Source organism: Devosia neptuniae (assembly GCF_025452235.1).
GTDB lineage: Bacteria > Pseudomonadota > Alphaproteobacteria > Rhizobiales > Devosiaceae > Devosia.
Map to the genome: position 1 here is coordinate 283111 of NZ_CP104965.1, position 12457 is coordinate 295567.

The 12457-nt window shown below is 61.7% G+C and carries 12 protein-coding genes; 7 read left to right on the forward strand and 5 right to left on the reverse strand.

All coding sequences use genetic code 11. The annotated features are described in order from the left end of the window. The first annotated feature begins 19 nt into the window (after positions 1 to 19). The 5 genes from N8A98_RS03845 to N8A98_RS03865 are packed head-to-tail and all read left to right on the forward strand — an operon-like array spanning position 20 to position 5303. A complete protein-coding gene (locus N8A98_RS03845) occupies positions 20 to 1021 on the forward strand; it encodes an ABC transporter permease (RefSeq protein WP_262169306.1) in 1002 nt (333 codons plus the stop codon). Then, the gene (locus N8A98_RS03850) at positions 1018 to 1929 is read left to right on the forward strand and encodes an ABC transporter permease (protein WP_262169307.1); all 912 of its coding nucleotides are present in this window, start codon (positions 1018 to 1020) and stop codon (positions 1927 to 1929) included. The genes N8A98_RS03845 and N8A98_RS03850 overlap by 4 nt, the downstream gene beginning before the upstream one ends. Then, positions 1926 to 2840 carry an ABC transporter ATP-binding protein gene (locus N8A98_RS03855; RefSeq protein ID WP_262169308.1) on the forward strand — a complete coding sequence of 305 codons (915 nt, stop codon included), beginning with the start codon at positions 1926 to 1928 and terminating at the stop codon, positions 2838 to 2840. Before N8A98_RS03850 ends, N8A98_RS03855 begins: the two co-directional genes overlap by 4 nt. Beyond that, a complete protein-coding gene (locus tag N8A98_RS03860) occupies positions 2837 to 3661 on the forward strand; it encodes an ABC transporter ATP-binding protein (RefSeq protein ID WP_262169309.1) in 825 nt (274 codons plus the stop codon). The genes N8A98_RS03855 and N8A98_RS03860 overlap by 4 nt, the downstream gene beginning before the upstream one ends. Positions 3662 to 3713: 52 nt before the next feature. After that, positions 3714 to 5303: a DUF5060 domain-containing protein gene (locus N8A98_RS03865; protein ID WP_262169310.1), complete on the forward strand. Its 1590-nt coding sequence runs from the start codon at positions 3714 to 3716 to the stop codon at positions 5301 to 5303. A 21-nt stretch (positions 5304 to 5324) separates the two neighbouring features. Here N8A98_RS03865 and N8A98_RS03870 read toward each other — a convergent pair whose 3' ends face one another. The 5 genes from N8A98_RS03870 to N8A98_RS03890 form a co-directional block, all read right to left on the reverse strand. Then, positions 5325 to 6302, reverse strand: a complete 978-nt coding sequence (locus N8A98_RS03870; protein ID WP_262169311.1) for an ABC transporter ATP-binding protein — start codon at positions 6300 to 6302, stop codon at positions 5325 to 5327. Further along, on the reverse strand, positions 6299 to 7270 hold the full coding sequence (locus N8A98_RS03875) for an ABC transporter ATP-binding protein (protein ID WP_262169312.1): 972 nt from the start codon (positions 7268 to 7270) through the stop codon (positions 6299 to 6301). Before N8A98_RS03875 ends, N8A98_RS03870 begins: the two co-directional genes overlap by 4 nt. A 2-nt stretch (positions 7271 to 7272) precedes the next feature. Beyond that, positions 7273 to 8181 (reverse strand): ABC transporter permease, encoded by a 909-nt coding sequence (locus N8A98_RS03880; RefSeq protein ID WP_262169313.1) that lies wholly within the window; start codon positions 8179 to 8181, stop codon positions 7273 to 7275. After that, the gene (locus tag N8A98_RS03885; protein WP_262169314.1) at positions 8178 to 9098 is read right to left on the reverse strand and encodes an ABC transporter permease; all 921 of its coding nucleotides are present in this window, start codon (positions 9096 to 9098) and stop codon (positions 8178 to 8180) included. The genes N8A98_RS03880 and N8A98_RS03885 overlap by 4 nt, the downstream gene beginning before the upstream one ends. A 61-nt stretch (positions 9099 to 9159) precedes the next feature. Further along, complete coding sequence (locus tag N8A98_RS03890; RefSeq protein WP_390888825.1) at positions 9160 to 10632, reverse strand: ABC transporter substrate-binding protein; 1473 nt, start codon at positions 10630 to 10632, stop codon at positions 9160 to 9162. Between the two features lie 174 nt (positions 10633 to 10806). Here N8A98_RS03890 and N8A98_RS03895 point away from each other — a divergent pair, with 174 nt between their 5' ends. Both N8A98_RS03895 and N8A98_RS03900 read left to right on the forward strand, forming a co-directional pair. Further along, complete coding sequence (locus tag N8A98_RS03895; RefSeq protein WP_262169316.1) at positions 10807 to 11592, forward strand: IclR family transcriptional regulator; 786 nt, start codon at positions 10807 to 10809, stop codon at positions 11590 to 11592. A 70-nt stretch (positions 11593 to 11662) separates the two neighbouring features. Continuing rightward, the gene (locus N8A98_RS03900; RefSeq protein ID WP_113122585.1) at positions 11663 to 12376 is read left to right on the forward strand and encodes a ribonuclease activity regulator RraA; all 714 of its coding nucleotides are present in this window, start codon (positions 11663 to 11665) and stop codon (positions 12374 to 12376) included. Positions 12377 to 12457 lie beyond the last annotated feature (81 nt).

Genomic DNA, 12457 nt, shown 5'->3' on the forward strand with positions numbered 1-12457 from the left:
CAGTCTTGAGGTTTGATCCATGGGTGTCGTTAGCTTCGTGGCCAAACGCATCGGCCTTTACCTGGCCGTGCTGTTCATCGGCCTGACCATTACCTTCATGCTGCCGCGCCTGATGCCGATCAATCCGGTGGATGGCTATATCGGCCAGATTCAGAGCCGGGCCAATGGCACGCTGACGGCCGAGGCGATTGCCGAACTGCGAGTCAATCTCGAGCAGCTTTACGGGCTCAAGGGCGACGTGTTCACGCAATATGTGTCCTATCTGAAGCGCATCGTCCTCAGCTTCGATTTCGGCCCTTCCTTCACCTATTACCCGCAGCCCGTCTCGGCGATGATCCTCAATGCATTGCCCTGGACGCTGGGCCTGCTGCTGACCTCGACAGTCATCGCGTGGCTGCTCGGCAATCTGGTGGGGCTGGTCGCCGGCTACTTCCACAAGCAGAAGGCCGCCTCGCTCCTCGAATTCGTCGGCATCCTGCTCTACCCCATCCCCTATTACATCCTGGCCGTGACCATGCTGCTGTTGCTGGCCTATATCTTCCCGGTCTTTCCGCTGTCGGCGACCTTTCCGGTGGGGCAGATGACGCCGGAGAAATTTGGCATGGTCATCTACAATTCCCTGTTGCCCGGCATCACGCTGGTGCTGGCCGGATTCGGCTGGAATATCCTGTCGATGAAGGCACTGACGGTGGCGACGACTGAAGAGCCCTACGTCACCTATGCCCGGCTCAAGGGCACCTCGAACTGGACGCGGATGACACGCTATGTCTTCCGCAATGCACTGCTGCCGCAGGTGACCGCGTTGGCGCTGTCGCTGGGCATGGTGTTCAACGGCGCGCTGCTGACCGAGATGATCTTCTCCTATCCCGGCATCGGGCTGGTCATGCGCACCGCCGCCAATGGTGGCGACTACAATGTGCTCTACGGCGCCATCACCATCTCCATCATCGCCGTGGCGACCGCCGGGCTGGTCATCGACCTGCTCTATCCTCTCCTCGATCCGCGGATCCGTCACAAATGAGCATCGACGTCAACAATATCGACCCGGTAGCCATCGTGGTGACGCCGACCCCGGCATCCACCAGCCGCAAGGGCAGCCTAATCTGGCTGCTCAATGTCCGGCTGACCTTGGGGCTTATCATCCTCTTCGTCATGGGGCTGGGCAGCTTCATCCTGCCCGGTTTCGCGCCGGTCGACCCGTCGATCCAGGCCAGCTATATGCGCAATCTACCGGTTTCCGGCGTGCACCTGCTCGGCACCAATGCGCTGGGGCAGGACATTTTCTGGTTCCTGGTCTTTGCCATCCGCAATTCGCTGACGTTGGGCATTGTCGTGGCTGTCGGCGTCACCATCATCGCCACCGTGGTCGGGCTTAGCGCCGGCTATATCGGCGGGCGCTTCGAGCGCATCGTCATGCTGTTCGTCGACACTTTCATCACCGTACCGCTGCTGCCCATCCTGATCATCATGGGAGCGCTGATCCGCGGCAATACCTCGTTCCTCACGGTGGGCTTCATCATCGTGCTGTTCGGCTGGGCCTGGGATGCGCGCACCGTGCGGGCCATGGCGCTGTCGCTACGCGAGCGTGAATTCATCAATATGGCGCGCTTTTCCGGCGCCAACACCATGCAGATCCTGCTGCGGGAAATCTTCCCCTATGTGTCGGCTTATATGGTGGTCGGCTTCATCAACACCGTGCTGTTCGCCATCAATACCGAGGCCACGCTGGCAGTGATCGGGCTGTCGAAGGTGGAGGTGCCCACGCTGGGCTCCATCATCTTCTGGGCGCTAAACTACAATGCCTTGTTCACCGGGCAATATGTCTGGCTGGTGGCGCCAATCATCGCCACGATCACGCTGTTCCTCGGCCTGTTCCTTACCTCCACAGGCTTCAACCAGGCCTTTGCCAGCAAGCGCGGTGTATCATGATCCGTCTGTCCGATCTCAAGATCAGCTATCACATCGGCAGCCGGGTCATCGACGCGGTGGACGGCGTGACGCTGACCATTCCCGATGGCTGCATCGTGGGCATTGCCGGTGAATCGGGTTGCGGCAAGTCGACCCTGATGAAAGCGATCTACGGCGACATTCAGGCACCGATGTATCTCTCGCGCGGCAATATCGAATATAGCCTCAAGGGTGCCGATGGCCGGCCGGTGACCAGTGCGAGCGTGCGCCAGGAATGGTTCAAGTCCATTTCCTACATTCCGCAGAGTTCGATGAATTCCCTCAATCCGGTTATCCGCATTCGTGACCAGTTCATCGATTTCCCTGGAACCGACAGCAATAAGCGACGCGTGCTGGAGCGGGCGCGGGACTATATCGGCAAGCTTGGACTGGCGCCGGAAACCCTCGATTCCTATCCGCACCAATTGTCGGGGGGCATGCGGCAGCGCGTCATGATCGGGCTCGCCACCTTCTTCCAGCCGGAACTGATCATCGCCGACGAACCAACCACCGCGCTCGACGTGGTGGTTCAGAAGGAAATCCTGATGCTGCTGATGGACCTGCAGGAGCAGATGGGCAACACCATTCTTGTGGTGTCGCATGACATGGGCGTTCACTATCAGACCACCCACAAAATGCTGATTATGTATGCCGGCCGCGTCGTCGAATATGGCGATACCGACAGCGTTTTCGCCGATCCGCAGCATCCCTATACCAGGATGCTGATCGACTCCCTGCCGGCCATTGGCGACGACAGCATGCGCGGCGTGATGGCAAGCGCCGCGGCAACGGGCGGCGATCGAGCCTTTCGCGTCGAGCCGGTGCTGGTCGAGGTCAAACCCAACCATTTCGTGGCGCGCCCAGCCGTGCAGAACGCGGGAGCCGCGGCATGACCACCATCCTCAAGACCGAAGGGCTCAACAAGGTCTATCGCCGGGGCGGACTGGTCGGCGCCCGGCACATCCATGCATTGAGCGACGTCAATATCACGGTTGAAAGCGACAAGCCGGTGGTGATCGCCGTTGTTGGCGAGTCCGGTAGCGGCAAGACCACCCTGGCCAAAACCCTGCTGCGGCTGGAGACGCCCACCTCGGGCCGGGCCATCGTCTATGACAGCGTGGTGGCAGGCGCGGGGGCGACGCCATCCAAGCGTGAATTCCTGGGCCTTGTGCAACCCATTTTCCAGAATCCGTTCGAGGCATTCAGCCGCTATCGGCCGGTGGATGCCTATCTCCACGAGACAGCGCGGCGCGTTGCCGGCATGGACGAGGACCAGGCCCAAGCGGCGGTGGCCGAGGCCCTCAACAGCGTTGGCCTCAACTATGCGGAGATCCGGGGCAAATATACCAACCAGTTCTCGGGCGGCGAATTGCAGCGCATCTCGGTCGCCAGGGCGCTCATTCCGCAACCCAAGCTGATCGTAGCGGACGAGCCGGTCAGCATGATCGACGCCTCCCGGCGCATGATCATCATCAACCTGTTCAAGCGGCTGCGCGACGAAGAGGGACGTAGCTTTCTCTACATCACCCACGACCTCGCCACCGCCTATTACATCTCCGACTACGTCGCGGTGATGAACAAAGGGCAGGTTGTGGAGTTCGGTGCCGCACGCGAGGTGATGAGCGATCCCCAGCACGCCTATACGCGGCTGCTGCTCGACTCCATTCCGACCACCCGCAGCCGCTGGCGTCCACGCACGCCCGCGGCCGCCTGACCCAGTTTCATCGCGGGCGCTGGGCGCCTTCATTTAGACGACAGGATAGATCATGACCAATTCTGCAACGGCCAATAGCGCCGCAACGCTGTGGGCTACGTTCGAACTCACGCTTTCTGGCCCCGCGGAAGGCAACCCGTTCAAGGATATCGAGCTGCGCGCCAGCTTCCGCCAGGGCGACCGGCAGGTCCCTGTCACCGGCTTTTATGACGGCGACGGCAAGTACAAAATCCGCTTTCTGCCTGATGCAACGGGGAGCTGGAGCTATGCGACCTCGAGCAATAGCCCGGCGCTTGATGGCATCAGCGGAACGGTCGAGGTCGGGCCGGGCAAGCCTGGGCACCATGGCCCCGTGCGTGTGTCGAACCGCCACCACTTTCGCCATGCCGATGGCACCCGCTACATCAATATCGGCACCACCGCCTATGTATGGAACCTGCAAGGCGATGCGCTCGAAGAGCAGACGCTGGCAACGCTGGCCGAAGCGCCCTTTACCAAGATCCGCATGTGCGTGTTCCCCAAGCATTATCGCTACAACGAGGTCGAGCCCGAGCTTTATCCCTTCCCGCTCATCAAGCGGGGCAGTAGCAAATGGGGCGGCAGCTTCAACGGCGATTATGGTTGGGAATTCGACTTCGACCGTTTCGAGCCGGCCTATTTCCGGCACCTGGAAAAACGCATCAATGATCTGGCGGCAATCGGCGTCGAGGCCGATCTCATCATCTTCCACCCCTATGACCGCTGGGGCTTTGCGCGCATGTCGCCCGAGCAGGACGACACTTACCTGCGCTATCTGATCGCGCGCCTGGCTGCCTTCCCCAATGTGTGGTGGTCGATGGCCAATGAATATGACTTCATGTTCACCAAGACGCTCGACGACTGGAACCGCTGGATCGACATCGTCGCCGAGGCTGATCCGCATGGGCATCTAGTGTCCGTACACAATGGCTTTGCCCCGTTCGACTACAGCCACCCCAAGCTGACCCATGTCAGCATCCAGCGTCCCTATACCGAGCGCAGCATGATCTGGCGGGAGCAATTCAATAAGCCGGTCTCGCTCGACGAGGTCTGCTACGAGGGGGATATCGCCGAAGCCTGGGGCAATATTTCGGGCCGCGAACTGGTGCACCGCTTCTGGAAGGGCACAGTCAATGGCGGCTACGTTACCCATGGCGAAACCTATTACAATGACAGCGAGACGCTATGGTGGGCCAAGGGCGGCAAGCTGATTGGCGACAGTGTCAGCCGCATCGCCTTCCTCCGCCGCATCCTTGAGGCAGGGCCGGACGAGGGACTGGACCCGGTGCCCAGCACCGGCCACTACCAGATCGAAATTGCCGGCGGGCTGGATCATGCCGATCTGCGCAAGCTGATCGCGCCATTTCCCGGCCAGGAAGGCTGGAGCCGCGTCGGCATGCATTTCGCCACCGCCGGGCAGCCGCACCGCTATTATCTGAGCTATTTTGGCGAGAACCAGCCGGGCGAAGTGGCTGCCAATGTGCCGCCGGACGAGCGTTACACTGCCACCCTGATCGACACCTGGGAGATGACCGAAACCGAGATCGCCAGAGATGTCGAGCGCGGCCAATTGCTACACTTCCAGCCCAAGCCATACCAGGCGCTGCTACTCCGGCGGGCGTGAGGAGACAGTTTTCATCTTGCCCTACGCCAAATCAGGCACGGTTTCGGCGTAGTGGCAGGCGGTGAGAAGATTGGTGTTGCCATGGGCCACCAGTTCAGGTGCCTCCACGGCGCATTTGTCGGTTGCTTTCCAGCATCTCGTGCGGAAGCGGCAGCCGCTGGGTGGATTGGATGGGCTGGGCAAGTCGCCTTGCAGCACGATGCGGCGGCGCTTGCCGCGGAGCGTCGGATCGGGGGTTGGCACAGCGGAAAGCAAGGCCTGTGTATAGGGGTGCCGCGGAGCCGAAAAAATCTCTTCGGTTGGGCCGGTCTCGATAATGCGCCCCAAATACATGACCATGACGCGATCCGAGACGTGTCGCACCACGGCCAGATCATGGGCGACGAACAGCATGGCCAGGTTTCGCTCCTTGCGCAGGCGAGCGAGCAGATTGATCACCTGGGCCTGGACCGATACGTCGAGCGCCGAGACCGGTTCGTCGCATACCAGCAGCGACGGATTGAGCGCCAGCGCGCGAGCAATGCCGAGCCGCTGGCGTTGGCCGCCGGAGAACTCGTTGGGATAGCGCAAGGCATGTTCCGGACGCAGCCCGACCGCCTCGAGCAACCGTGCGATCTGGGTCGACCATTGGGCGCGCGGAAGGACACCGGGATGCAGCGCCCATGGTTCGGACAATAGCCGGTCGACGCGCATGCGCGGATTGAGCGATTGATAGGGATCCTGGAAGACGACCTGCATCTTGCGCCGCATGGCGCGCAATTCAGCACCCTTGGCCTGGGCGATGTCGACACCATCCAGCATGGCGTGGCCCGCCGTGGCGGCGTTGAGGCGCAACAGCGTGCGAACCAGGCTTGTTTTGCCACAACCGCTCTCGCCAACCAGGCCCAATGTCTCGCCCTTGGCAATGGAAAAGCTCACACCATCGACGGCGCGGACCGGCGCGGATCCGCTGCCAAAGTGCTTGCTGAGATTGTCGACTTCAAGCAGTGGCGCGCTCATGCGGCATTCCCCGGAAAGTGACAGGCGGTCAGACGTCCTGGTCCGGCATCAGCGAGGATCGGGACTACCTGGGCGCAAAGCTCCTTTGCCCGCGGACAGCGGGTGCGAAACGCGCAACCGGATGGCAAATCGGCGGGATTGGGCGCCGATCCGGGTATGGGCACTAGTTCGGACGTCGCCACATCGATCCGTGGCTGCGAGGCCAAAAGCCCGATGCTGTAGGGGTGGCGTGGATCGGCAAACAGCTCATAGACGCTGGCCTGTTCCACTATGCGTCCCGCATACATGACGGCTACGCGATCGGCGAGTTCGGCCACCACGCCGAGATCGTGGGTGATGAAGATCATCCCGGCGCCGCTGCGCTTGCGGATGGTGTTGAGCAGATCGACAATCTGCGCCTGGATGGTGACATCCAGCGCCGTAGTGGGCTCGTCGGCAATGATGATGTCGGGTTCGAGCGCCACGGCCATCGCAATCATGATGCGCTGGCGCATGCCACCGGAGAATTCATGCGGATACTGCCGGGCCCGTCTGGCTGCATCGGGAATGCCCACCGCGTCGAGCAGGTCGATGACCGCCCCCTCGATCTCGCCCGCCGCCTTCTTGTGGTGGATGCGGAACATTTCGCCGATCTGCCAGCCGATCGAATAGACCGGATTGAGCGCTGCCAGCGCATCCTGGAATATGAGGGCAATACGGGTGCCGCAGATCGCCCGCCGCTCCCGATGCGGCAGATCAAGCAGGTTGGCGCCATCGAATGTGATCGAACCACCATCGATGGCACCCGGTGGATTGGGCACCAGATCCATGATTGCCGAGGCCGTCACCGACTTGCCGGAGCCGCTTTCGCCAAGCAGCGCCAGGACTTCACCGCGTTGCAGCGAGAACGACACGCCATTGAGCGCCTTGATGCGACCGGCGGCGGTGTCGAAGGAAACGGCGAGATCGCGAATGTCCAAAAGGGTCATGGTCATCGCTTCCGGCGGATAAGCCGCCAATGCTGGGACGGATCGTTGACGATGCGGAACCAATTGGCGAGCAGGTTGAAACTCATGGTGGTCAGCATGACGGCAAGCCCGGGGAAAAAGCCCAGCCACCATGCCGAAGAGAGATACCCCTGCCCCTGGGCAATCATCAGGCCCCAACTGACCGCAGGCGGCTGCACGCCCAGGCCCAGATAGCTGAGCCCGGATTCAAACAGCATGACCATGGCAACATTCACCGAGGCCAGGGTCAGCATTGTCGGTGCGACGATGGGCAGGATGTGATGGCGGATGATCCAGATCGGCCCGCCGCCAAAGACCCGCGCCGCATCGACAAAGAGCCGCTCGCGCACCTCCAGCGTCTCCGCCCTGGCGACGCGGATGTAGGAAGGCATGCGGGTAATCGCGAGCACGATGACGAGGTTGGTGACGCTCGGACCGAAGAGATAGAGCCCGACCAACGCGACCAGCAGGGTCGGAAAACCCATGACGACGTCGGAAATGCGCATGATCAGCGAGCCCACCGGGCCGCCGAAATAGCCGGCGACCAGGCCAAGCATGGTGCCCATAACGAGACTGAGCAGAACGGTCAGCAATGCAATACCGATCGAAGTCAGCGCCGCTTCCGCAAGGCGACCCAGTAGCGAGCGGCCCAGGGAGTCAGCGCCAATCCACAATCGCCAGTCCTGGGTAAAGTCGAACGGCGGCAGATTGCGTGCCTTGAGCGCGATGCGGCTCCCGCTGAAGGCCCCGAATGTATCGGCCAGGATCAGCACGAGAACCAGCGCCAGCCAAATGACCGAGCACAGCGCCATCGGGTCGCCGGCCAGGGCACGGGCAAACCATTTGACGCGACTTGCCTTGCGTGCGGGAGCAGTCCCAGAAATCTCGGTCATTCCACCCTCACGCGCGGATCTATGGTGGCATAGAGAATGTCGACCAGGATGTTGATGAGGAAGATGACCACAGCGACCGCAAAGATCGAGCTTTGCACGATCGCGAAATCGCGGCGCAGGATGCCATCGATCAGCAGCTTGCCGATGCCGGGGAAGCCGAACACCACTTCGACGACGCCGCCCCCGCCGGCAAATTGGGCGGCGAGGTCGCCCGTTACCGTGACTGCGGGCAGCAGCGCGTTGCGCAAGGCATGCACGAAGCCGACCCGACCCTCACGGGCCCCTTTAGCGCGCGCAGTGCGCACGTAACTGGCATTGAGCGCCTCGATCATCGAGCCGCGGATAATCTGCACTAGCATGCCAAAAGGCCGCGCCATCAGGCAGACGACGGGAAGCACCCAATAGGCCGGCCCGCCAAAGCCGGAGGTGGGCAGCAGCCGCAGATTGACGGCAAAGACCAGCACGCACATCAGGCCAAGCCAGAAATCGGGTACGCTGGCGGCCGCCTGGCTCACGACATTGATGAGGCGATCAACGGCGCTGCCGGCATTGGCCGCGGCAATGACGCCGACAAGAGCCGAGATCGCAAAGGCCAGTGCCAGCGCAATGGCGCCCAGTGCCAAGGTACGAGGCAGTGCCTCAAGCACGACCTCCATCGCGGGCCGATTGTGCCAGAGGGAGGTGCCGAAATCGAGCCGCAGGACATTGAACAGGAATTCGAAGAACTGGACCACGAGCGGCCGGTCCAGACCCAGTTGAATCCGCATGGCGTCGCGTGCTGCCTGGGAAGCGTCCACCGGCAGGTAAAGATTGACCGGATCGCCCGTCAACCGCACGAGAAAGAACGTCGCCGCCATCAGTGCCAGCAGGGCAAGTGCCGCAAGCGCCGTGCGTCTGAGGAGGATTTTGGGTGACATGGGCCTGGATGCTTTGGGTGGTGTCCGCCGCCCCGGCGGCCGGCGGACTTTAGAATTGCAGCTACTTGTAGCTAATCGAGCGCAGCTTGATCTCGTTGCCGGCTTGAACGTCCGGCACATAATTGAGATCAGGCGAGACACGAGCGATCGTCACCATGTGGAACAGCGGCACGATGTTGATCGCTTCCACCGCAATATTGGCGAAGGCCTGCTGGAACAGCGACTGGCGCTCGTCACCGGTGGCTGCCGAGGCCCTGGCGATAAGATCGTCCACGCTCGGATCGGCAAGCGTCGAGGTATTGCCGCCCGAGGTAAAGCGGTTCGGCAGCGTGAACACGGCGTCACCTTCGGTATTGTCGATCTGGGTCTGCAGGAGGGACGGTTGGCGCTCCGCCGGAAAGGGTCCGATCAGCTTTTCCAGCCAGGGCGTGGTTTCCATCATTTCGAGGCGGGCGTTGAAACCGACGTCGAGCAGCATGGCCTGAATGGCTTCCATGCTCTCGGCCGAGTTCGGATAGATACCAATGCGACCGTAAAGCACGATCTCGGTATCGACCGGCACGCCGGCGGCACGCGCCTCATCCAGCAGCGCACGAGCGCGATCGGGATCATAAGGCCAGACCGGAATATCCGGATTGTAGCCGAACACCGATGGCAGCACGACCTGCATGGCCTTAGTGGCGCCCTCGTTGAACACCGTGCCGATCAGCCCGTCGCGGTCGATGGCAAGGTTCAGCGCTTCTCGCACCCGCTTGTCGTCGAGCGGGGCAATGGCCTGGTCGATACGCAGCAGCGAGGTTTCCGCATTGGGGAAGGCAATGTCATTGGCGCTGGTGGCGTCCTGGGGGGCGATTTCAAAGGCGATCTGTGCCTCACCGGTATCGACCATAGCCGCGCGCACTGCAGATTCGCCGCGCCAAACGATATTGGCATTGGCGATGGCCGGTTTGTCGCCCCAATAGTCGTCAAAGGCTTGCAGGGCAACGGACTGGCCGGCACTCCAGGCCTTGAGGGCATAGGGACCGGTGCCGATCGGCTCGCGCGTCTTGGCATCAGCCGGCGTGACAGGTGCACCGATATCGAGCGCCGATAGCTTGTTGGGCAGGATCGGCTCGACGGTTCCTGTCTTGATCACCAGCGTCGTGGCATCGACCGCTTCGCCGGTGAACGTATTGCCCTGCAGCGTCGCCAGGCCAACTTCGCAGCCGATATCTGGATTGGTGGCGCGCGCCAATGCCGCAACGACGGCGGCCGCGTCGAAGGCGCTGCCATCATGGAACGTGACGCCTTCGCGCAGTTTGAACTCCCATGTCAGGTCATCGATCTGGCGCCATTCGGTGGCCAGGCTGGGCAGAACTGCGCCATTAGCCGGGTCCAGATTGACCAGGGTTTCGGTGACATTGTTGCGCAGGATGCGAGCATTGTTCGACAGATCGGTGTCGCAGGGGTCCAGCGACTTGGGCTCATCGGTCACCACCACTGTCACCAGATCGGACTGCGCCAATGCAGGCTGGACCAGCGCAGTGCTGAGCATGGTGGCGATGAGAAGCGCGCTCCCGCGGAGCGTGGACTTGTGCAGCATTGATATTCCTCCCTGTACCGATGCTCACAGATGGATTAGTTTCAAATACGACATCGGGTATGGACAAGACACATCACATCGCTATTCCCCTGTCAAGTTTAGTTCCAAATAGGGCACGCAGGTTTCATGAATGAACTTAGACATGGATCGCCAGTCGTCGAAAAGACCGCCCATCTGCTGGGCGCCATCGCCGAGGCCAAGCATGGCGTCTCGCTTTCCGACTTGGTCGAACAGCTTGGCGTCGCCCGGTCCACGGTCTACCGCATCCTCAATTCGCTGGCCGCTCACGGCCTCGTCGCCCGCATCAATGGCGGCGCGACCTATAAGCTGGGGCCGCGCTTCATTGAATTGGCACGGCGCATTTCGCCAGGCGCCGATCGCGCCACCATGGCCGAAGCCGCCCATCCCATCATGCAATCGGCGGCCGATCGCATCCGTGAATCGTTCAAGCTTTCGGCGCCCGAGGGCGATGAAATGCTGACCATCCTAGCGACGCAAAGCCCCGCGGAATATGCAATCTCCGTTCGTGTTGGCAGCCGTTCACCCAAGCATGTCGGCGCTTCCGGCAAGCTCGCTTTGGCCCATTCGAGCGACGAAGCCATTGCCGAATATTGCGCCAAGGGCCTACCTGCCCGCACCGCCCACACCATAACGGATCCCGACGTGCTGATGGACGAGTTACGTCGCATCCGCGACGACGGCTATGCCGAAGATAACCTGGAATCCAGCCAAGGCCTGCGCGCCATCGCGGCTCCCGTCTTTGACGCCGCCGGCGCGCTGGTTGCCGCCGTCAGCGTTCCATTCATCGGCGACGCCACGCCGGATCGCAAGCGCACTATCCGCAAGGAAGTGACCGAAGTGGCCGACAGCCTAACCCAGCTTCTCGGCGGGACCATGCAAAAATCCAAATAAGAAACCAAATGACCCCTATTGAACTTTTTTGCACCAGCCTGCTATGTGACTGGCGACAGAGGAGGAGCGCATGACGGGTCTTAGCGCCGAGACGATCGCAAAACTGAAGACGACCAATTCGGCCACACTGAGCACGCTGCTGCTCAAGCGCGGATTGCGCAACACCGCCATCCGCGGCGTGCGCCCTCTGCGGACCGATCTCGAACCCATGGTGGGACCGGCCCTGACGGTGCGTTATATCCCGGCCCGTGAGGACATCGACGGGTCCGAATACAGTTCCAGCCCGGACAATTTCCAGCGCAAGGCGATCGATACGATCGAGGCCGGCCATGTGCTGGTGCTCGACTGCCGCAGCATCCCCGAGATTGCGGGCATTGGTGCGGTACTGATGCGCCGGCTGATTTTCCGACAGGTCGCCGGCGTGGTGCTGGATGGCGGTGTGCGCGATTCCATGGACATTGCCGAACTGGGTCTGCCCACCTTCTGCACTGGTGCCGCCGCACCGGCAAACCTGGTCGCGCACCACGCCTCCGACATGAACCAGCCGATCGCTTGTGGTGGCGTTGCCGTCTATCCGGATGACATCATGTTCGGCGATGCCGAAGCCGTCATTGTTATCCCGCGCAAGTGGGCCGACGAGATCGCCGACGAGGCGGTGGCAATGGACCGGCAGGAAGAATTCCTCAAGCTCGAGATCGAGTCGGGCAAGCCGACCGTTGGCGTCTACCCTCCCAACGCCGAAACCCAGGAACGCTACAAGGCCTGGCTGGCAAGTCGCGCGTAGTTCTTCGCCACAATCGGCCGTGCAAGTGCCGCTGAGCCTACTCGGCGGCACTCGCGCGACCGGCGTGGACCGGTTCGATCT

Bases quoted from the DNA above. Each gene is read 5' to 3' on its own strand.
- N8A98_RS03845 (WP_262169306.1), top strand. From the start codon at position 20: ATGGGTGTCGTTAGCTTCGTGGCCAAACGCATCGGCCTTTACCTGGCC.
- N8A98_RS03850 (WP_262169307.1), top strand. From the start codon at position 1,018: ATGAGCATCGACGTCAACAATATCGACCCGGTAGCCATCGTGGTGACG.
- N8A98_RS03855 (WP_262169308.1), top strand. From the start codon at position 1,926: ATGATCCGTCTGTCCGATCTCAAGATCAGCTATCACATCGGCAGCCGG.
- N8A98_RS03860 (WP_262169309.1), top strand. From the start codon at position 2,837: ATGACCACCATCCTCAAGACCGAAGGGCTCAACAAGGTCTATCGCCGG.
- N8A98_RS03865 (WP_262169310.1), top strand. From the start codon at position 3,714: ATGACCAATTCTGCAACGGCCAATAGCGCCGCAACGCTGTGGGCTACG.
- N8A98_RS03870 (WP_262169311.1), bottom strand. From the start codon at position 6,302: ATGAGCGCGCCACTGCTTGAAGTCGACAATCTCAGCAAGCACTTTGGC.
- N8A98_RS03875 (WP_262169312.1), bottom strand. From the start codon at position 7,270: ATGACCCTTTTGGACATTCGCGATCTCGCCGTTTCCTTCGACACCGCC.
- N8A98_RS03880 (WP_262169313.1), bottom strand. From the start codon at position 8,181: ATGACCGAGATTTCTGGGACTGCTCCCGCACGCAAGGCAAGTCGCGTC.
- N8A98_RS03885 (WP_262169314.1), bottom strand. From the start codon at position 9,098: ATGTCACCCAAAATCCTCCTCAGACGCACGGCGCTTGCGGCACTTGCC.
- N8A98_RS03890 (WP_390888825.1), bottom strand. From the start codon at position 10,632: ATGCTCAGCACTGCGCTGGTCCAGCCTGCATTGGCGCAGTCCGATCTG.
- N8A98_RS03895 (WP_262169316.1), top strand. From the start codon at position 10,807: ATGAATGAACTTAGACATGGATCGCCAGTCGTCGAAAAGACCGCCCAT.
- N8A98_RS03900 (WP_113122585.1), top strand. From the start codon at position 11,663: ATGACGGGTCTTAGCGCCGAGACGATCGCAAAACTGAAGACGACCAAT.